Source organism: Pseudomonas sp. RC4D1, assembly GCF_018390395.1.
In the GTDB taxonomy this organism is placed as follows: domain Bacteria; phylum Pseudomonadota; class Gammaproteobacteria; order Pseudomonadales; family Pseudomonadaceae; genus Aquipseudomonas; species Aquipseudomonas danubii.
Window position 1 is genome coordinate 624,034 of sequence record NZ_JAHBAW010000003.1, and the last position, 22,138, is coordinate 646,171.

Annotated in this window: 21 protein-coding genes; 15 read left to right on the plus strand and 6 right to left on the minus strand. The window is 60.0% G+C overall.

The features are described from left to right. The first annotated feature begins 82 nt into the window (after positions 1 to 82). The gene (locus KHO49_RS27885; RefSeq protein WP_213666232.1) at positions 83 to 1,279 is read left to right on the plus strand and encodes a PrpF domain-containing protein; all 1,197 of its coding nucleotides are present in this window, start codon (positions 83 to 85) and stop codon (positions 1,277 to 1,279) included. A 555-nt stretch (positions 1,280 to 1,834) separates the two neighbouring features. On the opposite strand, the gene KHO49_RS27890 is transcribed toward KHO49_RS27885, so the two are convergent. Then, on the minus strand, positions 1,835 to 2,176 hold the full coding sequence (locus KHO49_RS27890; RefSeq protein ID WP_213666233.1) for a low molecular weight protein tyrosine phosphatase family protein: 342 nt from the start codon (positions 2,174 to 2,176) through the stop codon (positions 1,835 to 1,837). A 189-nt stretch (positions 2,177 to 2,365) separates the two neighbouring features. Between KHO49_RS27890 and KHO49_RS27895 the strand changes: the two genes are divergently transcribed. The 3 genes from KHO49_RS27895 to katG all read left to right on the plus strand — a co-directional run bounded on the left by KHO49_RS27895 (position 2,366) and on the right by katG (position 6,057). Further along, entirely contained in the window at positions 2,366 to 2,923 is a 558-nt protein-coding gene (locus KHO49_RS27895) for a helix-turn-helix domain-containing protein (protein ID WP_213666234.1), read from the plus strand. A 126-nt stretch (positions 2,924 to 3,049) separates the two neighbouring features. Continuing rightward, positions 3,050 to 3,622, plus strand: coding sequence for an HD domain-containing protein (locus KHO49_RS27900; protein WP_213666235.1), 573 nt, complete (start codon positions 3,050 to 3,052; stop codon positions 3,620 to 3,622). Between the two features lie 254 nt (positions 3,623 to 3,876). Continuing rightward, a complete protein-coding gene (katG, locus tag KHO49_RS27905) occupies positions 3,877 to 6,057 on the plus strand; it encodes a catalase/peroxidase HPI (protein ID WP_213666236.1) in 2,181 nt (726 codons plus the stop codon). 118 nt (positions 6,058 to 6,175) lie between these two features. On the opposite strand, the gene KHO49_RS27910 is transcribed toward katG, so the two are convergent. Beyond that, positions 6,176 to 6,604: a hypothetical protein gene (locus tag KHO49_RS27910; RefSeq protein WP_213666237.1), complete on the minus strand. Its 429-nt coding sequence runs from the start codon at positions 6,602 to 6,604 to the stop codon at positions 6,176 to 6,178. Positions 6,605 to 6,831: 227 nt separating this feature from the next. Here KHO49_RS27910 and KHO49_RS27915 point away from each other — a divergent pair, with 227 nt between their 5' ends. From KHO49_RS27915 to KHO49_RS27930, 4 genes are all read left to right on the plus strand, one after another. Beyond that, positions 6,832 to 7,095: a hypothetical protein gene (locus tag KHO49_RS27915; protein WP_110597012.1), complete on the plus strand. Its 264-nt coding sequence runs from the start codon at positions 6,832 to 6,834 to the stop codon at positions 7,093 to 7,095. 423 nt (positions 7,096 to 7,518) lie between these two features. Next, entirely contained in the window at positions 7,519 to 8,232 is a 714-nt protein-coding gene (locus KHO49_RS27920; protein WP_213666238.1) for a hypothetical protein, read from the plus strand. Positions 8,233 to 8,806: 574 nt separating this feature from the next. Further along, positions 8,807 to 9,070 (plus strand): hypothetical protein, encoded by a 264-nt coding sequence (locus KHO49_RS27925; RefSeq protein ID WP_213666239.1) that lies wholly within the window; start codon positions 8,807 to 8,809, stop codon positions 9,068 to 9,070. A gap of 2 nt (positions 9,071 to 9,072) precedes the next feature. Next, the gene (locus tag KHO49_RS27930; RefSeq protein ID WP_249735877.1) at positions 9,073 to 9,261 is read left to right on the plus strand and encodes a hypothetical protein; all 189 of its coding nucleotides are present in this window, start codon (positions 9,073 to 9,075) and stop codon (positions 9,259 to 9,261) included. Between the two features lie 46 nt (positions 9,262 to 9,307). On the opposite strand, the gene KHO49_RS27935 is transcribed toward KHO49_RS27930, so the two are convergent. Next, entirely contained in the window at positions 9,308 to 9,976 is a 669-nt protein-coding gene (locus tag KHO49_RS27935; protein ID WP_213666241.1) for a phytanoyl-CoA dioxygenase family protein, read from the minus strand. A 291-nt stretch (positions 9,977 to 10,267) separates the two neighbouring features. Between KHO49_RS27935 and KHO49_RS27940 the strand changes: the two genes are divergently transcribed. The 4 genes from KHO49_RS27940 (at position 10,268) to KHO49_RS27955 (ending at position 14,399) form a co-directional block, all read left to right on the plus strand. Beyond that, entirely contained in the window at positions 10,268 to 10,543 is a 276-nt protein-coding gene (locus KHO49_RS27940; RefSeq protein ID WP_213666242.1) for a DUF3077 domain-containing protein, read from the plus strand. Positions 10,544 to 11,031: 488 nt separating this feature from the next. Beyond that, on the plus strand, positions 11,032 to 12,195 hold the full coding sequence (locus tag KHO49_RS27945; RefSeq protein WP_213666243.1) for a restriction endonuclease: 1,164 nt from the start codon (positions 11,032 to 11,034) through the stop codon (positions 12,193 to 12,195). Between the two features lie 61 nt (positions 12,196 to 12,256). Further along, positions 12,257 to 13,204 (plus strand): FRG domain-containing protein, encoded by a 948-nt coding sequence (locus KHO49_RS27950; protein ID WP_213666244.1) that lies wholly within the window; start codon positions 12,257 to 12,259, stop codon positions 13,202 to 13,204. Between the two features lie 391 nt (positions 13,205 to 13,595). Next, positions 13,596 to 14,399, plus strand: a complete 804-nt coding sequence (locus KHO49_RS27955; protein ID WP_213666245.1) for a DUF2971 domain-containing protein — start codon at positions 13,596 to 13,598, stop codon at positions 14,397 to 14,399. A 244-nt stretch (positions 14,400 to 14,643) separates the two neighbouring features. Here KHO49_RS27955 and KHO49_RS27960 read toward each other — a convergent pair whose 3' ends face one another. The 3 genes from KHO49_RS27960 to KHO49_RS27970 all read right to left on the minus strand — a co-directional run bounded on the left by KHO49_RS27960 (position 14,644) and on the right by KHO49_RS27970 (position 18,603). Then, entirely contained in the window at positions 14,644 to 15,792 is a 1,149-nt protein-coding gene (locus KHO49_RS27960) for a hypothetical protein (RefSeq protein WP_213666246.1), read from the minus strand. A gap of 152 nt (positions 15,793 to 15,944) precedes the next feature. Further along, the gene (locus KHO49_RS27965; RefSeq protein ID WP_047304621.1) at positions 15,945 to 16,577 is read right to left on the minus strand and encodes a cupin domain-containing protein; all 633 of its coding nucleotides are present in this window, start codon (positions 16,575 to 16,577) and stop codon (positions 15,945 to 15,947) included. A gap of 73 nt (positions 16,578 to 16,650) precedes the next feature. Continuing rightward, positions 16,651 to 18,603 carry an oxidoreductase gene (locus tag KHO49_RS27970; RefSeq protein ID WP_213666247.1) on the minus strand — a complete coding sequence of 651 codons (1,953 nt, stop codon included), beginning with the start codon at positions 18,601 to 18,603 and terminating at the stop codon, positions 16,651 to 16,653. Positions 18,604 to 18,818: 215 nt separating this feature from the next. Here KHO49_RS27970 and KHO49_RS27975 point away from each other — a divergent pair, with 215 nt between their 5' ends. The 3 genes from KHO49_RS27975 to KHO49_RS27985 all read left to right on the plus strand — a co-directional run bounded on the left by KHO49_RS27975 (position 18,819) and on the right by KHO49_RS27985 (position 22,078). Next, a complete protein-coding gene (locus KHO49_RS27975; RefSeq protein ID WP_213666248.1) occupies positions 18,819 to 19,892 on the plus strand; it encodes an ABC transporter substrate-binding protein in 1,074 nt (357 codons plus the stop codon). A 99-nt stretch (positions 19,893 to 19,991) separates the two neighbouring features. Then, positions 19,992 to 20,786, plus strand: coding sequence for a class II aldolase/adducin family protein (locus tag KHO49_RS27980; protein ID WP_213666249.1), 795 nt, complete (start codon positions 19,992 to 19,994; stop codon positions 20,784 to 20,786). A gap of 653 nt (positions 20,787 to 21,439) precedes the next feature. Next, positions 21,440 to 22,078, plus strand: a complete 639-nt coding sequence (locus KHO49_RS27985; RefSeq protein WP_213666250.1) for a TetR family transcriptional regulator C-terminal domain-containing protein — start codon at positions 21,440 to 21,442, stop codon at positions 22,076 to 22,078. Positions 22,079 to 22,138 lie beyond the last annotated feature (60 nt).

Sequence of the window (22,138 nt, forward strand, 5' to 3'; positions counted from 1 at the left end):
CGACGGTTTATCATGCTGCGCTGCCGCCCGTTGCCCGCGCGACCAGGGGCTGCTCTTTTCGCCCACCGTGGAGGCGCCCGCCATGCCCGATCTGCAAAAGCCTGCTGCTATCCCTGAGTTCCCCGTGTGCCACGCCCGTGGCGGCACCTCCACCGGGCTGATCCTGGCCCGCGAAGCGTTGCCCCGGGACGAAGCCCTGGTGGAAGAACTGCTGCGCCACCTGATGGGCGTGCCGCTGCAGGGCGAGTGGCCGGGCAACACCCAGATCACCGGCCTGGGGCGCGGCGGGCCCACCAGCAACAAGGTGTTCATCGTCGAGCGCCGCCCCGGCGAGACGCGGATGATCAGCACCCTGGCGCAACTGGCGGCGGGCAAGAGCGCCATCGACTGGAGCGTCAACTGCGGCAACATGTCCGCGGCGCTGCCGCTGTACGCCCTGCAACGCGGCTGGCTGGAGCCCGGGGAGGGCGGTGGACAGATCGAGATCTACAACAGCAACACCCAGACCACGATGTATGCACGCCTGGGTTTTAGCGACGGACGCCTGCTCAGCGACACGCGAATTCCCGGGGTCAACGGGGTGTTTCCCGGGGTCGACCTGTTTCTCGACAAGCCGGTGGGGGCCAAAACCGGCGCGCTGTTTCCCACCGGGCAACGGGTCGACCTGCTGGACGGCATCGCCGCCACCTGCATCGATGTGGCGGTGCCCATGGTCATCCTGCGCGCAGCGGACCTGGGCCAGACCGGCGAGGAAACCCCGGCCGAACTCGACGCCGACCCGCAGTTCAAGGCGCGTCTGCTGGACCTGATGGTGCAAGGCGGCCTGCGCATGGGCCTGCGCAAGCGCGATGGCAGCCTGATGAGCGCCGACGACCTGCGGCGCAGCGAAACCATCCCGAAGATCTGCATCGTCAGCCCGGCGCGAGAAGGCGGGGATATCGCCACCCGCTACTTCACCCCGCAGAACGCCCACCCGTCCCTGGCGGTGTCCGGTGGCTGCTGCCTGGCGGCGGCCTGCCTGGCCGAGGGCACCGTGGCCCACGCCCTGTTGGCGCGGGCGCCGGTGCTAGGCGAGGAGCCGGGCGAATACCCGCTGGCGATTGAAAATCCCGCCGGGGTGCTGGAGACCCTGATCAACGCCCGACAGGTGTCCGGGGAGCTACTGATCGACGGCGCCGCCTACCGGCGCAGCGCGCAGATCCTGTTGCAGGGCAGTACACCGCTGTACAACGCCTCGCCCGAACTTACCGCCGCCCTTGGCGCCGCACACCGCGCATGACCCCACCCCGAATCCGCCTCGTGTAGCCGCTGCCGAAGGCTGCGAACGAGCCACAGGCTCGCGGCGATCCCCCAACCGCCGAGGCCCCTGCGGTGCCTTGCGCAGCCTGAGGCAGCGGCTACAGAGGTGCCCATGACGCCAGCGCCAGCATCCGCTTCATGTGGCCGCTGCCGAAGGCTGCGAACGAGCCGCAGGCTCGCCGGCGATCCCCCAACCGCTGAGGCCCCTGCGGTGCCTTGCGCAGCCTGCGGCAGCGGCTACAGAGGTGCCCGTGACGCCAGCGCTAGCATCCGCTTCATGTAGCCGCTGCCGAAGGCTGCGAACGAGCCGCAGGCTCGCCAGCGATCCCCCAACCGCTGAGGCCCCTGCGGTGCCTTGCGCAGCCTGCGGCAGCGGCTACAGAGGTGTCCGTGACGCCAGCGCTAGCATCCGTTTCGTGTAGCCGCTGCCGAAGGCTGCGAACGAGCCGCAGGCTCGCCAGCGATCTCGCAAACCGATGGGGTCTTGCGCAGCTCCACCCGCAGCTTGGGCGGGGCCCTGAATGCCAAAGGCATATCAGCGACCCTCGCCGCCATGAGGAAGAAACGGCGGCACCTTCTGCCGCAACAACTGGATCAACTCCGGGTCCATGAACTCGTAATCATCGGGAATGTTCAGGCACACAATCTGCTGCTCGCGCAGTTGCGCCTTGAAGCGCTTGCGCAGTTTTTCCCGGTGCCGGGTTTCCATCACCACAATCAGCCCGGCCCATTGCACCAGCTCCGGACCCAGGGGCACTTCGGCATCGTGGTTGAGCCCCGCCGAAGCGGTTTCGATCCCCGGCCAGTCGGCGAACAGCTGCTCGGCAGTAGGGCTACGCAGCTTGTTCTGGCTGCAGACAAACAAGACATTGAGCATTGGGCCGAACTCCTTGGCACAGACGCCCGGCCCGTGGAGGGCAGGGCAAAGGCGCTGATTTTTCGGGGCTTTTACTGCACTGTCCAGCAACTTGTGGCGGGCCGGACCAATTGCATTGGTCGGCGCCAGTTGCCCGCCGTGGGCCGAGGCTGCGAAACTGCCGGCCCCTTTACTCGCATCGCCCAGGCCATGTCCGCAGCCTTGTTCACCTCACCCCATCTTGGTCTGGCCCTCAGGCGCTGGCGCCTGTTGCACCGGGTCAAGCAACAGCACGCCGCCGAGCTGTTCGGCGTGGCGCAGTCGAGCATTTCCCGTTGGGAAAACGGCCAGCAAGCCATGGAACCGGCAGAGCGTGCGCGCCTGGAGCAACTGCTGGCGGCCAACCTCAGCGCCGCCGCCGATCAGGCACTGGCGCGGCTGGTGAACGACAGCCCGCGCGCCGTGCACCTGGTGTGCGACCTGACCCATCGCCTGCTGGCCTGTTCAGCGACCCGCGCCGGGCAGTTCGGCGTGCCCTTGAGCGAGTTGCTGGGCCAATCGCTGTGGGGCTTTTGCACCGAGGAAATCACCCGCAAGGAAGCCGCCCTGGATGACCTGGGCTGGCGCGCAGTGCTGGCGCCGCCGTCCGTGGAATTCTTCAGCGGCCACAACGATTCGGCCATCGTGCCCATCGCCCCCAGCCAGTGCCGCTGGACCCGCCTCAACCTGTCCGACGGCAACGCCGTGCGGCTGGTGGAAACCCTCTGAAGCGCCTGTCGAGGCCACGCCACGCATATTTTATCCGTGGACCGGGCTCCGGCCGCTGACTAGTCTGGTAAGCCATCGCCCGCCGCCCCACGGCGCGGGCCTCGTTCACTTGCAGCAGGCTTGTCCATGACCCCCGAACTTCTCAGCGGCCGCCTTGAATTCCTCCGTGAAGCGGAAAAACTCAAGGACGTGCTGCGCAGCGCCCACACCTCCAGCGGCCGCCAGGAAAGCACCGCCGAACACAGCTGGCGCCTGTGCCTGATGGCGCTGCTGTTCGAGGACCAACTGGGCGAACTGGACCTGCTGCGGGTGCTGAAACTGTGCATCGTCCACGACCTGGGGGAGGCCATTCACGGCGACATCCCGGCGGTGGCCCAGGCCGGCCATCCACACAAAAGCCAGCAAGAGCGCGACGACCTGCAATTTCTCGCCCGGTCCCTGGACGCCCCGGCCCGCCAGCGCCTGCTGGACCTGTGGGATGAATACGAAGGCGCCGCCAGCACCGAGGCGCGCACGGTCAAGGCGTTGGACAAGCTGGAAACCCTGCTGCAACACACCCAGGGCCAGAACCCGGCGGACTTCGACTACCGCTTCAACCTCGGCTACGGCCGCCGCTACACCGATGCCAGCCCGTTGTTCCAGGCCCTGCGCCAGCAGATCGACATCGACACCCAGCGTCGTCTGAACGCCCAGGGCTAAGCCGCTGTTCAGGATGTGCGGTGTTTGCTTTATGCGGCGTTGAACAAGCCTGAGCATCGCTCGCCAGAGGATGAACAGGCTCCAGGGGGCAGGGCGCCCGCTGCGAGCCTGGCACCTGTCATGGTTTTTTTCTGCCAGGGTCATCAAGCGAAGCTATTTTTACCTTCGCTTGTCCTTCACTACGCTGTTCACACGGTTGTCCAACCCGGGGCCAACGTCGAGCGGCAGGTTTCCGATGACCGAAGGAGTGACCCATGTCCAACGAATCCAAGTGCCCGTTCAAACACACTGCCGGCGAAGGCACCAGCAACCGTGACTGGTGGCCCGGCCAACTGAACCTGAAGATCCTCCACCAGCACTCGCCGCTGTCCGACCCGATGCCTAAGGACTTCGACTACGCCGCCGAATTCAAGACCCTGGACCTGGCCGCGGTGAAGCGCGACCTGCTGGCCTTGATGACCGACTCCCAACCCTGGTGGCCGGCGGATTTTGGCCACTACGGCCCGCTGTTCATCCGCATGGCCTGGCACAGCGCCGGCACCTACCGCATCGCCGATGGCCGTGGCGGCGCCGGGGGCGGGCAGCAGCGCTTCGCCCCGCTCAACAGCTGGCCGGACAACGTCAGCCTGGACAAGGCGCGGCGGCTGATCTGGCCGATCAAGCAGAAATACGGGCGCAAGATTTCCTGGGCCGACCTGATCATCCTCACCGGCAACGTCGCCCTGGAATCCATGGGTTTTAAAACCTTCGGCTTTGCCGGTGGCCGCCAGGACGTCTGGGAGCCGGAAGACCACGTCTACTGGGGCAGCGAAACCACCTGGCTCGGCGACCAGCGCTACAGCGGCGACCGCGAGCTGGAGAACCCCCTGGGGGCGGTGCAGATGGGCCTGATCTACGTCAACCCGGAAGGCCCCAACGGCAACCCCGACCCGCTGGCGGCAGCCCGCGACATCCGCGAAACCTTCGCCCGCATGGCCATGGACGACGAAGAAACCGTGGCCCTGATCGCCGGCGGCCACACCTTCGGCAAGACCCACGGCGCCGGCCCCGCGACCCACGTCGGCCCGGAACCGGAAGCCGCCGGCCTGGAAGAACAGGGCCTGGGCTGGAAAAGCAGCTTCGGCACGGGCGTTGGTGGCGACGCCATCACCAGCGGCCTGGAAGTGATCTGGACCACCACCCCGACCCGCTGGAGCAACGACTTCTTCGACCACCTGTTCGGCTTCGAATGGGAACTGACCACCAGCCCCGCCGGCGCCCACCAATGGCGGCCCAAAGCCGGCGCCGGGGCCGACAGCGTGCCCGACCCCCACGACCCGAATAAACGCCGCACGCCGTCGATGCTCACCACCGACTTGTCGCTGCGCTTCGACCCGGCCTACGAGGCCATCTCCCGGCGCTTCCACCAGCACCCCGAGCAACTGGCCGAAGCCTTCTCCCGGGCCTGGTTCAAACTCACCCACCGCGACATGGGCCCGCGCGCCCGCTACCTGGGCCCGGAAGTGCCGGCCGAGGAACTGATCTGGCAAGACCCGATTCCGGCGGTGAATCACCCGCTGATCGACGCCCAGGACATCCAGCAGCTCAAGGGCCAGATCCTCAACTCCGGCCTGTCGGTTGCGCAACTGGTGTCCACCGCCTGGGCCTCGGCCTCGACCTTCCGCGGCTCGGACAAGCGCGGCGGCGCCAACGGCGCACGGATTCGCCTGGCCCCGCAGAAGGACTGGGAGGTCAACCAACCGCAGCAACTGGCCCAGGTGCTGCGTGCCCTGGAAGCAGTGCAAAGCGCCTTCAACAGCGCGCAAAGCACTGGCAAGCGCGTATCCCTGGCGGACCTGATCGTCCTTGGCGGCTGCGCGGCGGTGGAACTGGCGGCGAAAAATGCCGGCTACAGCATCAGCGTGCCCTTCGCCCCGGGGCGCATGGACGCCAGCCAGGAACAGACCGACGTCGAATCCTTCGCCGTGCTGGAACCGGTGGCCGACGGCTTCCGTAACTACCTCAAGCCGGTTTCCGGCGTCACTGCCGAAGCCCTGCTGGTGGACAGAGCGCAACTGCTGACCCTGACCGCCCCGCAACTGACCGTACTGCTGGGCGGCCTGCGGGTGCTGGGTGCCAACGTCGGGCAATCGCCCCACGGCGTGTTCACCGCGCGCCCGGGCACCCTGAGCAACGACTTCTTCGTCAACCTGCTGGACATGGGCACCCAATGGAAACCCCAGTCCGAGGCCCGCGACCTGTACGAGGGCATCGACCGCGCCACTGGCCAGTACAAATGGAGCGGTACTCGGGTTGACCTGCTGCTGGGCTCCAACTCGCAACTGCGGGCCCTGGCCGAGGTGTATGCGGCCGCGGATGCGGGGGAGAAGTTCGTGAAGGACTTTGTCGCGGCCTGGGACAAGGTGATGAACCTGGACCGGTTCGATCTGCGCTGAGAGGTTTGCAAACCGGGTAAAACCACAACGCCTCCCTAGGGAGGCGTTGTTGCAGAGCGCTCACGGCACGAGCGCTGCAGATCAACGAGCGTCGCACCTGCAGCGCTCGCCCGACGCTTTACTGGGCCTTGAGGTACTCATTAAGAAACGCCTGGGCATCGCCATAGCTGGACAGGTTGCTGTCATAGCCCACCTTCAGCGGCTTGGCCTCACCCGGCAGATGCAGCTCGCCATAGCCTTCCTGAAGCAGCAGCACCACGAACTTCTGCTCGTCCACCTGAGTGAAGTAACGGGTGTCGCGGTCGGTTTGCTCCACGTTCATTTTCTGAATGCGCATGTTCCAGTCGTGGTCGGCGTCTTCCACCTGCACCAGCGCCTGATTGGCGCTGCGCTCACCGATGCGCAGGGTCCAGACCTTCACCCCGTGCGGCCCGGTGTAGGCCAGGATCTTGTCCGCCACCTGTGGCCGTTCCTCGGCCTGGGCCAGCCCGGTTCCCAGTACCCACGCCATGACCCACGCGGCCGCCCAACGGTAATAAAGCTGCATCCTTCTAGCTCCTGAACATGAAAAGGGGCGGTTATTGAAGCCGACCCATGCGGCGCTGCCAAGCACCCAAGGCAACAGGCGGGATAAAAAACCTTGGTGCACAACCCACGCCGTGCCACCCGCGAGTGGGTTACCATCCGCCGCCTCGGCGCCCCGCACGCGCTGGAGCGATGCACTGGCCCGGCAAGGCCGCCGGTCAACTTCCAGCCTCATCAGGACCCAGCCCCATGAGCCAACTCACCGCACTGATTGCCCAAGCGCAAGCCGGGCTTTCGGTCCAGCAAAACATTCCGCAGGAACGCTGGGAGGCCATCGCCACCCAGTGCGGCGCCGAGGAAATCGCCGAGATCAAAACCCGCATCGCCTCACTCAAGGCCGCCCGCGAAGCGGTGGAAGACTGGGACGGCGACACCCGCGATGACCTGTATTTCGCCATCGCCCACTTCACTCGGCTGCTGGAACTGGCCACCGCCCACGCACAAGTTCAATGAACATGTCGGTGACCGCACAAGGGATTATTTCTGCTACTAGCGGCTTTGCCAGCGCAACACCCATTGGCGTCGAAGTCATTGCAGTCGGCAGCTCCAGAACCTCGTCTTAAACAGTACAGACACGTATCAACTTCAACTCGATCGGTGGCGTTACGCTCTACTCAGAACGTGGGCGTTGGGTGGTGCAGACAAGAGGTCAAGCAGAAAGCGTGCTGAACAGCTGGCTGGTCGATACACAGCAGAAGGCTCAAGGCGTCGTTGACGCGGTGATGTTCTTTAAACGGAACTAAGGCTTGAAAGCCGCACATTTGGACTAGAGTACAAGGTGCCAGCAACTATCATCAATCGGTGAAAGGTATGTGAATCTATAGCTAGTATTTCCTCATGCTTGACTGGAGAGCGCACATCAAGAGGGAGCTGTAAATGAAGAAACTTATCTATATTTCTGCGGGACTACTAACAGTTTTCTTGTTTCTAGGAGTCTTGGCTCTTCAAACAGGCATACTGGGCCATGGTTCTTACCAACCTGCACCTGCACCTGAATCCCTTCCTCCCGACCTGCCAGAAGAACCTCCGCATACAGATGATTTCCTCGCTGCCGATCGGGCGTTGGAAGAATTGAGAATTGCAAATATTGCTTTTAATGCCCCTCAGAAAATCAACATAGAAGACAGCACTAAAATCCAACTTTTTTTGAGCTTGTCAAATTCAAGTGAAGAGCTAAGTAGTCGGATTACCGCTCCGGGAACACAGGAGTCAGCATCGATAAGAGTCTCTAAGGAAATGGAGGCACGTTTGACTGGGACGAATTTCTCAATATCAGCTATAAAAGCCGAAAGGCAGATGGTTACAGGGGGTTCAACAACTGAATGGGAATGGGTGGTTCAGCCAAAAAATGAAGGCAGTTCAACTCTTTATTTAACGCTCACTGCCATCGTTGACGTCAATGGCACCTCTGTTCAAAAAGCGATTCGCACCTTTGATCGGGAAATAGAGGTGGAAGTAACACTTCAACAGACTATTAGTTCATTCCTCAAAACGAATTGGCAATGGTTATGGGCCGCTATATTAATTCCTCTCGCTGGATGGGGCATCAAAGCGATAAGGACTAAGCCAATCCGTAGAACACCTGACTGAATGGAAACGACTATCAACTTCTGCTCTTTTAGTCTGTTTCCCTAGATTCCGTCGTTTGTGGATCTCAAAATGAGCGGAATGTTCAGTGCCCGGATGTGAACACGCCCAGTTTATCTAGGTCAGGATGTGGGGGCGCTACTGGGAGTGCGAAGCGACATGTGACATTGTTGGCACCATAGGGGTGGAAACGCCAGCAACGAGTTCTACAGTCACATGCAGGAAATTGGTTTAGTTCCACTGTTGAGTTCTTTGTATAGGCTTGAGCCAGATAAAGTGATCAGCGCTCATAGCGCTTAGCTCTTTGCTGTCGATTGGTTCGATTACCAGCGATTGAGTCGAATGATGTTGCTTGGTCGCTGGTGTCCATCGGAATGTTGCGCAGGCTCAATGGTGGCTCCGAAGAATATGTAGTGAAGGGCAGTAGGAGCCTTTTCGGTGACAGCACAAGCAGGCGTGATCGCTCAGATCCAACAACACAAGATTGCTGGAATTGCTTGACGCACACGCCGCGCCTTTGCACATTCCTGCCGCGATCGCTCCGATCGATAGGCCGCTTCTTCAGGACGAATACCCCATGAGCCAACTCACCGCACTGATCGCCCAAGCCCAAGCCGGGCTGTCGGTCCAGCAAAAAATTCCCCAGGAACGCTGGGAGGCCATCGCCACCCAGTGCGGCGCGGCGGAAATCGCCGAGATCAAAACCCGCATCGCCTCACTCAAGGCAGACAGGGAAGCCGTCGAAGACTGGGACGGCGACACCCGCGATGACCTGTATTTCGCCATCGCCGACTTCACCCGACTGCTGGAACTGGCCAGCGCCCACGCACAAGGTGAATGAGCATGTCGGCTGACCGCACAACGGATTATTTCGAGAGCAGCGAAGGCGCCGTGCGCCTATGGATAGAGCAGGGCAGTGCCATTCATCTCAAGGCCATCAGCCCGTACAACGACCCCGTGGAACTGACGGCAGAACAGGCCCTGGAACTGGCCCAGGCACTGCAACGCTTGGCCGGCCGCCTGGCCGACTGAATGAACGCCACGCTGCGGCTGACGCACCCCGGGCGCCCGAGCCCACTCAGACAAAATCCGCCGGTTCGAAGCGCTCGCTGGTGTCCATGCGGATAGCACGCAGGCCCAGCGTCTGCAGATGGGACTCATACAGCCCCAGGGCGCAATAGCTGACCAGCAAGCTGCGACGGCGCGCACCACTGGGGTTCAGACTGGCCCCATGCACCAGATCGGCATCGAACAGCAGCACGTCCCCCGCATTGCCCGCCAACTGCACCACCCGGGATTCATCACTGAAATCAAAGGGCGCCAACCGCTCCCCGGGGCGATGACTGCCGGGCACGATGCGCGTCGCGCCATTGGCCGGCCCATAGTCATCGAGATAGACCAGCGCCGTGACCCGGTCACCGAGGCGCTGGTCCGACAGATCCCGGTGCAACACCTGATGACCGCCCCCCGCCAACGGCTCGCGGCCCTCCACCTGCGCCAGAAAAAAGCCTTCCCCGATCAACTCCCCGGCCACCGCCAACACCGCCGGCAAGCGACACACCGCCTGCACCCGTGCATCCAGATCCACCAGCGCATGACGCCAGTCCGCCCCCCGAGGCACCGGCCATTGCTCGGGCCCAATCACCCCCGCCTCGAAAGCGGCCCGCAGCTCATCCAGCCAGTCGGCGGGCACTACCTGACGCAGCAACTGGTAACCGTTTTGATGGAGGTGTTCGCGGTCGATCATGAGGGGGGCAGATGTCCTTATCCGGGGTGGGGGAGAGCATAACGGCTCGCTAATCCGAGCGACATAACCGGCTACGGTTTAGCGGTTGCCCCTGCGTGAGCAGACCGCCTAGTCTGCTGCGGTCGCTGCAAAATCAGCGACCGGGCCTGAGAACCCGATCAGATGCAGGCACATTGTTGATCAGGGAGTTTCAATCATGTCTGCCGGTAATCTGTCTGAAATTTGCTGCTGTTCCTTTCGCCTTCCTCCGCTCAAAAGCCTCTGCTGCCAGACCCTGGCGGGAGGTGCACGATGAGCCATTCAAATTCAATCAAAACCCAAGGTTTTGTCACCTTTGGCCAATGTGCCGATCCTGAACTAACGTTGTTTCGCGTCAATGCGGATGTGCCTTTGCAGCAGGCGTTGGAGCAGGCTTCGACGCTGTTGTACTACGCCAAGAAACTTGCGCTGGATGCGGCTATGGAAGAGCAGGGGGAGCGGTATGCGTGGGCTGCGTACTTTTTGGCGGAGATGGGGAAGGCGGTGGTTGATGATGTGTGTTTGGGGTTGGGGGAAAGAGAGAGTTAGGGATACATCGTATGAGGTAAAAACGAACGCCGCTTACTGCTGGTTGGTAAGCGGCGTCTTTATGACTTTAGGGGTCGTTTTCGGCCAATAGCTGCCGATCGTGGGTGACCGCTTTGTCCCTTACTACTTGAATTCCCCGGAAGTGTTCTGACTGCTGAAGTGCTGCTGCACGCCGATCGCCACTGTCTACAAGGCGGTCGAGGATGACTAGCAGGCCGCGGGCTTGTGTGTGCGTCAGTGGGTAGTTGGCATGTGCGAGACCTTGGATGCCCCCCGAGATAGATGCAGGAATGGCCGCAGCCTTCCAGCGTTCGAGGCGTTATGACTTATGAGGCCGTTTTCGGTCGTTAGAGAGTATCTACGAATCTAGGGGCAGTTCAGCGTCCTTCACGGGCCAAGTTCAATGGACGTGATGATGGCACTGAGCTATGTTCGCTTGCACGATTAAGCGCGAAACCGCGTGATGACTCAGGAAAGGAATCGACGCGATGATTTACCAATGCAATGGATGCAACAGGACTACCTTCGAGACAGTATGCCCATGGTGCATGGGCTCCCAAGTATCGCCGTCATCAGAGCTCACTTTGCAACACCTCACTCCGCTGGATCCTTCGTTCTACCCCGATTTCCAATACAGATCCAAAGGTCTGATTAAAGACTTCCTTGGGAAGAAGAAGGAGCAGGCTCAGCTCAACGACCTTCTGAACAACGTGTTGAGAAAGTACGCGGAACTGAAGCAGCCATACTTTACGAACTTCATTCACACCACTCGTGAGAGTGCAGGCAGCAACGATGACCCGGGCGTGCCTGGCCCACGCTTGGACGGTGTTTATAGCGAGAGAGAATTGTTCCGGGAGGTATTGATTCGCAAGGGGTTCGACGAGCTCGAAGGGCTTCCATCTCTCTTGGAAAAACTGCTGGAGACCACCGCCTTCAACTCGGCCTATCTGGGATTTTCGAGAGAGCTGACCCGTCACATTCGAGCTGATCTTGTCAACACGTTCCGTTCTTGGATCGAAGAGGCTGGGACAACGTTCAGGTCTGACTTGGCCCTGTTCTACTATTACCTCTGGGAAAATGATGTTCCCTTTCCGAATGTCCAATTCAATCCCCAGGCAGCCTCCACATCTGGCGTGCCACTCCTTTCTCTACAGGCTTTTCGACATGGCTTGAGTCTATGTGAGGAAATCTATTTTGACATTCTCGTCGAGCGGTTGGGCTCGCAGCTCGAGCATTTCAATCCGAGTCAGTTCGTCACGATGTACTTGGTGGATGCCATGGACGGATTTCAGTTCGAAGCCTTTCTGGTTGAGATCTTCCAGACCATTGGATATGACGTCAGAGAGACCAAAAAGACGGCTGATCAAGGCGCCGACCTTTTTGTTAACCGGTTCGGTAAAAACATGGTCATCCAGGCTAAGAACTACTCTAGCTCTGTAGGCAACGCGGCTGTGCAGCAAGTCATCTCTGCTAAAGCCTTCTACGGATGCGACGACGCCATGGTAGTCACAAACTCCTATTACACAAAGTCTGCAAAAGAATTGGCCGGCACGGCGGGCGTGCGGCTGATTGACCGGGATGGACTTCAAAACTATCTAGATGACTACAACCAAAAACTCATTGAGGTCTTTCAAACAGAGGAGAATGCCTAGTCGTCAACTCGATAGGGCTTCTAGAGATAAACTAATATAATAAATGCAATGGAGATGCGTTATGACGGCAGACGCTTTTTGGAGACCGTTTGAGGTTGAAATATACGATTTTCATGGCTTGGTTAATGTGATTAATCAGGTGATGGAGAAAGCGCTAGAAAGAAATATTAGTTTTGCTTGGCGTGGGCAGGTTGATGCTAGTTGGGCGTTACATAGCTCTATCTATCGAAGAATGAATATTACTCGCGGCAAGATACTTCAGGAGGCAGATATTGAAAAAGCTGAGGGGGATATTCTTGTCGAGTTACATAGGTGGGGGCTTCATTCGTCTCCTCAAGGCGGAAGACTCTCAGTGCTGAAGCAGCTAGCTATGCTGCAGCACTATGGTGCACCTACACGGTTGATTGATATTACATTCAACGCGTGGGTTGGCGTTTGGTTCGCTGTCGAAGAAAAATGGAGTAACGGCGTTTTAAATAAAGATGTAGATGCTAGGTTATTTGCATTCGATGTTACCGATAGATTGATTAATGAGAGGGCTGAGTTTCGGCCGTGGGAGGACTTGTATCACCGGCCGTGGAAGAGTGGGGGTGTTAATCAACTTGATAGGAAGGAGTGGACAACTTCCGTGTACGCATGGAAGCCTTCAAGTCTAGATGCGCGAATTGCAGCTCAAAACGGCGGCTTTCTTTTTGGAGGAATTCCAGCCACCATCAAGCCGGACAAGAAGAGATTTCAGTTCCCTAAAACTAAAAATTTCAATGATGGATGGTGGTCAATCGAGGAAGGGAGAAAGGCATGTTGTATCGCCGCCAGACCTCATGTTTTTGAGCCAGCTAAAGGTAAGGGCGCTGGGCCGGGTGCACTCTATACCTTCAGAATTAAAGCTGCTGCCAAAGCTGATATAAGACAGCGACTGGAAAAGCTTTTTGGATATAGACACTCGACGATTTACCCGGATTTTTCTGGCTTTTCGTCATTTGGCGTCCCTTACATAAAGAGCTACTAGCAATGAAGGTAGTGTATGAACTTGCCTTGGCACTCAAGCTGCGCCGTCCTTAAATAATCGTAATCGACACTGAGTTTCGTTGGAGTTCCATTGTAAGCGGAGCTCAGAGATCTTCGACTTGTTGAGGAAAGCCTTTAGGTCAGGAGCTAAGCGGTCTATTCGGACACCCGAAGCCCTAGGTCTAAGCGCGGGCGAAGCTTTTCAAGCTAAAATCGAGATGCGGAGGCGATGGCTATTTTGGGATGAGGGCCGAGGTTTGCATTATTAGGGGCCACAAAGGCATAGTTCAAACGCCGGAATTCTCGGCTAGCACCAAGGACATGAACCAGAATGGGTCGGTTTGATACCAATATCTACGGCAGTCGGAGATTTGTGTCCTTCAGGGTTTTTTATGCGTAAATTTATCTATCGGTACAAGTATCTGCCCGACATGAGGGGCATCGAAGGCGTGATTGCCAACGGAACAATCAAGTTCACCCATCCGGCTAACTTCAACGATCCATTCGATTGCATGCCGAGCTCGAAATTCGGTGACTACTCTGGACTCAAAGCTAAGAATCCTGAAATGTACGGAGTCTTGGGGGGCAATATTCAGCATCCGGTGAAACGATTTGAGACTACCAGTAGGGTGCTTAGGTTGCTGGAGCAAAAAGTGTTGAGGGGAGAAATGATTTCGGATTTGCTTAGCGATGCATCTGTCCTGTCCCTTTCGAAAATACCTGACAGTATTCTGATGTGGTCGCACTACGCGAAATACCATACGGGTGCTGTCGTCGAGTTCAGAATTCCTATCGATAGGTACTATGAGCCTCACTTCGAGACTTACTATAACCTCCTGCCATTCGATGTTAAGTATTCCAGTGTCCGTCCGACGATGGAATACAGCGCTGCTCCTACTAATCCTAGGACTATCATTGACACTTTATTTATGACCAAATCCGAAGTTTGGGAATATGAGCAAGAGAGCAGAGTGATTAAAAATCGAGGGGGAGAGGGGGTTTTTGAATACAACCGCAAACTCCTGAATGCTGTGATAGTTGGAGCCAAGAGTACTGATCTAAAAACGATCCACGCCATGGTCAAAAATGCCTCTGGCGCTATCGGGCACGAAGTTGGATTTTTTAAAGCCGAGTTTTGCAATAAAACCTATGCGATAAAAATACCCAAATTCCGCATGAAAAAAGACAGCGAATAATCACCTTCACCGACGTTGTGTAAGAACGGCTTTATGAGGGCAGTCGGAGATTCTGTAGTCAGTCTAGCTCCTTCTGAAGACTAACAATTGCTTACAGGATGATGGGTGCCGATGGAGCTGATGTATTTGCACCCGCTTGAAAGTGAAGGATAGATGCCTGTAGTCCCCCCCCCCCATCTATAGTGTGATCATTGCTATCGCAACGGCTGTGCGTAAAGCTGAACTAGGGCGAGAGTGGGGTAGATCAGAACATTTTAGGGAGCAGAATCTGTAGTTGCAGGACAACGAACGTTATAAAAAAGGCACCACTCATGAAATATAGGCCCATCAGTATGAGGCGGCGGATGGGATGCATCGTGTTCTGCCAAAATGCAATCGTCTGAGCAAACGTTAAAGCTCCTGTGTGATCTGAAAATAGGTGATCCAACCCTTCAGTTTCGTTGCGAATGTTTACGGATCGTCGATTCGGGAGGTGAGAAGAAATACCGAGAGGGCATCTGTGCCAATTAAGTACCAGATCCCCAACCTTCAATTGCGGATTCCCCTGGATGTCATACTCGTTGAGCAAGTGAATAGTTAAGCGATGCATCAAGGGACGGTTACCCTCGTAGCCGTACGTTGGTGTGAACTCCCGCAAGTCAGATGGATGATCACCTTTTCGCCAGATGGTTACCTTACGTAAAGTGCAATATTCGAAAAGGGCGCGTTCGATATGAGCGCAGGCGTAACTGTCGAATCCCGCAAATGCCGGCACTCCATATCCAGACATAATCGCTTTAGCTGTTCTATCTTCTGACGTTTGCTCATTTAGCAGGTCAGGATGTGGCCACCATTCTCGCTTGCTCCACCACCGTCGCAATTCATCCTCAACCAGAGTACGAAGCCAAGCACTGGGCTGGTTTTCGAGTAGTCCGGGTTTTGAGGAAAGAGTTTGCTTCAACAAAAGAGGGCACCAGATTTCATACCAAAACACAGCTACTAAATAGGTCAAGCCCGCCAGCAGAAGCCATCCGAACGTGGTGGCTGCATCGCTGGCCTCACCATGCAGACCCGGAACGGCTTGGTAAAATGCGCTCACCAGCCCTCCAAAAGCTGCAAACCGGACTGCAGTGGTAGTCTTCAACTGTGACCAAAAGATCCAGCCTGTCCGCTGCCTCAACCAGTGGTACCGAACTTCCTGCTGAGTTGAGCGCTGGTTCGCTAGCAAGTTTTTGTACATGTCTTGAGCTGGGAACTCGTCGAGATACCACGCCAGAGGATTCCTTTCTCTGAAGCTGGCAGCCCGCTTCCTCCTGCGATGAGCTCTGACCATCGCGAAGTATTGCTCTGCAGTTTGAAAGAGCTCTTTGCTTCGTTCCCTGTCTTCAATATTGCCGCTCTCAGGCTCAGACATTCGCATTCCTTCCATGTCGAAATAAAAAATATGACCTCGTCTACCGAGCCGGCAGATCATAGCCCTGTGCCTTCATGTGTACGATCGAGTATAAGCTTGAACTCTCTGCATACTACGAAGTGGTAATGGCACTACCTCTCAGCAACTCCCCCTCAAAACGTCGGCGGAGTAATCACCCACAACACCACCGCATCCTCCTCCCCAGGATTCCCATACTTATGCGGTTCCTGGCTGGAGAAACTAAAGCTATCCCCCTCACTCAGCTGAAAATACCGTTCCCCCACCCACAGCTCAAAGCTCCCCGACAGCACATACCCGGCTTCCTCGCCCTCATGGCTGTAACTCTCCTTGCTGTAGGTCCCCGGTGGAAACCGCGAGTGCAAAAACTCCAACTGCCGGGTCGGTTGCGGGGTCAGCAACTGATCGATAATCCCGTTCTCATAATTCACCTGCAGCCGCTGTTTCTTGCGCACTACATAGCCCTGGTCCTCTGGCGCGGTCTGGGTTTCGCTGGCGAAGAACCATTGGATGGTCACGCCCAGGCTGCGGGCGATGTTGAACAGGGCGGGGATGGAGGGGTAGGCGAGGTTGCGTTCCAGTTGGCTGATGTAGCCGGCGGTGAGTTCGCTCTGCTGGGCCAGTTCGCTCAGGGTCAGGCCGCGGCGTTTGCGCAGGCCGCGGATGCGGGTGCCAAGAAACTGTGGGCCGCCAGGGGCCTGGTTGTCGGTGCCGGGCTCCGCTGCGGGAGGGCGGCTCGCGGGCGGCGTCTTGCTGCTGGGGTTCATGGCGGGCTCCGGACCAGGTGAACGGGCACATCCGGGCACCCGTCCTGCAAAAGGCCTGGAGTATAAAGCAGCCTCAAAGCGCCCAGGCGACTTTCAAGCCTTCGTGGATGGCTTCTTCCACGGTGCGCGGTGCCAGGCAGTCGCCGATGCGTTGGAAGGGCACCAGGCCCTTGAGTTGCTGGCCGAGGTCGTCCACGGATTGGTGGCCTTGGCACAGGACTAGGCTGTCGACGTTTTCCAGCAGCATGGGTTCGCCGCTGGCGGTGTGTTGCAGGTAGACGGTGCTGTCGTCGCAGCCGTAGAGGCGGGCGTAGGGGATGATCGGGATCGCCAGTTTGTGCAGTTCGCCGGCCATCTGGTCGCGCACGTACAGCGGCAGGCTTTCGCCGCAGTGGGTGCCGTTGACCGCCAGTTGCACTTGGTGCCCGGCGCGGACCAGGCGCTCGGCGATGCCGGGGCCGATCCAGTCGCAGCGCCAGTCGGCCACCACGACGCTGCGGCCCAGTTGCACTTCGTCCCGCAGCACTTGCCAGGCGTCCACCACTTGCAGGTCGCCGCCGCGTTCGAAGTTCGGCCAGTAGGGTTGGGCGCCGGTGGCGATGATCACGTGGTCGGGGTTTTCGCGCTCGATCAGGGCGCGGTCGACCCGGGTGTTGCGCACCACTTCCACACCGGCCAGTTGCATTTCCCGTTGCAGGTTGGTGCTGGCGCCGCCGAATTCGCTGCGCCGGGGCAGCAGTTGCGCCAGTTGGATCTGGCCGCCCAGTTGCGCGCTGGCTTCGTAGAGGGTCACGCGGTGACCGCGTTGGGCGGCCACCGCAGCGGCTTTCATCCCGGCCGGGCCGCCGCCCACCACCAGGATGCGTTTGCCGCGGGCGCTGGGCTTGGGCTGGCCGTAGAGCAGTTCGCGGCCGGTTTCCGGGTGCTGGATGCAGGAGATCGGCAGGCCCTTGTGGAAGTGGCCGATGCACGCCTGGTTGCAGGCGATGCAGGCGCGCACGTCCTCGCTGTGGCCGCGCTCGCTCTTGTTGGGCATCTGCGGGTCGCAGATCAGCGCGCGGGTCATGCCGCACACGTCGGCCTGGCCCTTGGCGATGATCGCTTCGGCTTCCTGGGGCTGGTTGATGCGCCCGGTAACGAACAGCGGGATCGACAGCTTGGCCTTGAAGGTGCCGGCTTCCCGGGCCAGATAAGCCGCTTCCACCGCCATGGGCGGCACGATGTGCACGGCGCCGCCGAGGGAGGCGGAGGTGCCAGCGACGATGTGCACGTAGTCCAGTTGCCCTTGCAGCAATTGCACGGCGGCCAGGGATTCATCTTCGGTGAGGCCTTCGGGGTCGCGTTCATCGGCGGAAATGCGCAGGCCGATGATGAACTCGGCATCGGTGCTGGCGCGCATGGCGCCGAGGATTTCCCGGATAAAGCGCAGGCGCTGTTCCAGCTCGCCGTTGTAGCCATCGGTGCGGCGGTTGACCCGCGGGTTGATGAACTGCGCCGGCAGGTAGCCGTGGCTGGCCACCAGTTCCACGCCGTCCAGCCCGGCCTGATGCAGGCGCCGGGCGGCGTCGGCGTAGCCCTGGATGATCTCGTCGATCATGTCCTGGTCCAGGGCCCGGGGCATGACCCGGAAGCGTTCGTTGGGCACCGCCGAGGGCGCGTAGGCCACCGCCAGCAGGCCGTCGGCGGACTCCATGATTTCCCGCCCCGGGTGGAAGATCTGCGACAGCACCACGGTGCCATGGGCGTGGCAGGTTTCGGCCAGGCGCCGGTAGCCGTCGATGCAGGCGTCGTCGGTGGCCATCAGCACGTGGCTGGTGTAGCGCGCACTGTCGTGGACCCCGGCCACCTGCAGCACGATCAGGCCGACGCCGCCTTCGGCCCGGGCGCGGTGGTAGGCAATCAGCTGTTCGTTGACCAGGTTATCGGTGGGCATCGAGGTGTCGTGGCCGCTGGACATGATGCGGTTCTTCAGGCGTTTGCCACGGATCTGCAAGGGTGCGAACAGGTGCGGGAAGGCGCTGGTCATTGCGGTGACTCCAGGCGGGCCAAGGGCAGGGGAGCACAGCCTTGGCGTTGTTATTGTTGGCCTATCAAAATTTACCGCCAGTAAAAAATCAACTTGTTTTTTTACTAAGGCTTGCAGTAGCTTCGACCTGCGCCCGCTTTTGGCGCGAACCTCACAACAATAAAAAAGGGCCGTGCCGGCGCCTGCCGGTGTGGCACCGCGACGAGGATTCACAGATGAAAGCGCTCACCCGCAAGCACGGTTGTTCTTTCCTGGCCCTGAGCCTGGCCTTGGGTCTGACCCTGGGCCAGCCGCTGATTCACAACAAGGCCCAGGCAGCCCCCGACATGGTGGTCGTGGCGTACGGCGGAGCCGGAGAAAAAGCCCAGGATGTGGCGTTGTTCCAACCCTTCAGCAAGGCCGATGGCAGCAAGCTGATCCAGAGCGAATACAACGGCGAAATGGCCCGGATCAAGGTCATGGTCGACACCGGCAACGTCGACTGGGACCTGGTGCAGATCGAAGGCCCGGACCTGATGCGCGGCTGCGACGAAGGCATGTACGAACCCCTGGACTGGAAGGCCCTGGGCCGTGCCGACCAGCTGATTCCCGATGCCGCCCAGCCCTGCGGCTCGGCGGTGCTGGTGTGGAGCGTGGCCATCGCCTATGACCGCAACAAGCTGGCCAAGGCCCCGACATCTTGGGCGGATTTCTGGGACGTCAAGCAGTTCCCCGGCAAGCGCGGCCTGCGCAAACGCGCGGTGTACAACCTGGAGTTCGCCTTGATGGCGGACGGGGTCAAGGTCGAGGACGTGTACAAGGTCCTGGCCACGCCCCAAGGGGTGGAGCGGGCCTTCGCCAAGCTGACTGAACTCAAGCCGTACATTCAGTGGTGGGAAGCCGGGGCCCAGCCGGGGCAGTGGCTGGCCGCCGGTGATGTGGTGATGACTTCCAGCTACAGCGGGCGTATCGCCGTGGCGGCCCAGGGCGGCGCCTCCCAGGCGGTGGTCTGGCCCGGCAGCCTGTATGGCATGGATTACTGGGCGATCATCAAGGGCTCGAAACACGTGGATCAGGCCAAGCGTTTCATCGCCTTCGCCAACCGCCCCGAGGTCCAGGTCGACTACGTCAAGCAGATCCCCTATGGCCCGACCAACACCCTGGCCGCGGCCAAGCTCGACCCGGCGCTGGCGCAGTGGGTGCCCACCTCGGAACAGAACCTCAAGGACGCCCTGGCGATGAACGTGGAGTTCTGGGTCGATCATGGCGAGGAGCTGGAAGAGCGCTTCAACGCCTGGGCCAGCAAGTAAGCGCAACGGGCTGGACGCCTGCGGGCGTCCGGTCCTATTGTTTGCCGGCTGTTTTTACCGACCCCGTTTGCCCGCCCACCCGCCTGGAGGACTCCAACAATGAACAATATCGCTCCCAGCCCCCACGCCCTGACCGAGCGCAGCGCCACCGAACAGCGCCTGCGCGAAGAGCTGGCGGCCTGCTACCGGTTGATCGCGCACTTTCGCATGACCGACCTGATCTTCACCCACATCTCGGTGCGCCTGCCCGGGCCCGAGCATCATTTCCTGATCAACCCCTACGGCCTGATGTTCCAGGAAATCACCGCCTCCAACCTGGTGAAGATCGACCTCAATGGCGAGGCCGTGGAGCCTTCGCCGTACCCGGTGAACCCTGCGGGTTTCGTGATCCACAGCGCGATTCATGGCGCCCGGGAAGACGCCCAGTGCGTGCTGCACACCCACACCAAGGCCGGTTGCGCGGTGGCGGCGCTCAAGTGCGGCTTGCTGCCGGTGAACCAGATTTCCATGGAGTTCTATGGCCGCGTGGCCTACCACGATTACGAAGGCGTGGCCCTGGACCTGGGCGAGCAGCAACGGCTGGTGGCTGACCTGGGGGACAAGAGCGTGCTGATGCTGCGCAACCATGGCTTGCTCACCGTGGGCGAAACCGTGAGCCAGGCGTTTTTGCGCATGTATTACCTGGAGAAAGCCTGCGAGATCCAACTGGCGGCCCAGGCGGCGGGGGAGATCGTGCTACCGCCGGACGCAGTCTGTGCCCACACCGAACGCCAATTCAACGACCCGGGCCGGCCACTGCAGGAAGGCGAGCTCAACGACCCGGACGCCATGCAACTGGCCTGGGCAGCGTTGCTGCGCCTGCTGGAGCGCATCGCCCCCGACTACCGCGCCTGACCACCCGTGGGTTTGTATCTACCTGTAGCCGCTGCTGAGCCCTGGCGAAGCTGCGAAAAGGCCCGCAGGGCCTTGCTTGACGATCTCCAGCCGAACCTGTGTCGCCTTCAAGATCGTTGCGTCCCTTCGGGCCGTGCGCAGCCTTCGGCAGCGGCTACAGGGACCGCGCCGTTTGTTGTTTTTGTCACGGTGCTCCCGGCTTTGTCATGTGTAGCCGCTGCTGAGCCCTGGCGAAGCTGCGAAAAGGCCCGCAAGGCCTTGCTTGACGATCTCCAGCCGAACCTGTGTCGTCTTAAAGATCGTTGCGTCCCTACGGGCCGTGCGCAGCCTTCGGCAGCGGCTACAGGGACCGCGCCGTTTGTTGTCTTTGTCACGGTGCTCCCGGCTTTGTCATGTGTAGCCGCTGCTGAGCCACGGCGAAGCTGCGAAAAGGCCCGCAGGGCCTTGCTTGGCGATCTCCAGCCGAACCTGTGGCGCCCGCAGGATCTTTGCGTCCCTACGACGGAGTGCCGCCCAGACCGTTCGCAGCCTGCGGCAGCGGCCACAGGAAGCGGTGCGGCTTGGGCGGCCACACAAACGCTGGATCGCCACGAAAGGCCTGTTGTACAGTCGTTCAGTTTCAATTTCCCGCCACTGTCCAAGGAACCCGCCCCATGAGCCAGGAAGCGCGCTTTTCCCGTCTGGAACCCGACCTGCGCAAGGCCGAGCTGATCGAGGCGACCCTGACCTGTCTCAAGCGCCACGGTTTTCAGGGGGCGTCGATCCGCAAGATCTCCGCCGAGGCCGGGGTGTCGGTGGGGCTGATCAGCCATCACTACGCCGGCAAGGACGAGTTGGTGGCCCAGGCGTATCGGGCGGTCACCGGGCGGGTCATGAACTTGCTGCGCGAAGCCATGGAGCAGGCCGCGCCCACTCCTCGGCAACGGTTGTCGGCGTTCTTTCGCGCCTCGTTCTGCGCCGAACTGCTGGACCCGCGGCTGCTGGATGCCTGGCTGGCGTTCTGGGGCGCGGTGAAGACTGCCGACGCGATCAATCTGGCCCATGAACATTCCTACGCCGAGTACCGCAATGAACTGGCGAGCCTGCTGGGCCAGCTGGCCGGGGACCAGGGCTGGGAACGCTTCGACGCCGATCTGGCGGCCATCAGCCTCAGTGCCTTGCTCGACGGCCTGTGGCTGGAGTCCGGGCTCAACCCCGGGACCTTCAGCCCGCAGCAGGGCGTGCAGATCTGTGAAGCCTGGGTTGAGGGCTTGCTGGCCAGCGGCGGGCGCGGGTTTATCAGGCCGACATAGGGCTGTTGATCGGTTGTTCAGTAATGGCTAGGCTGCTGCGCACAAGGTTTCTTTTCTAAT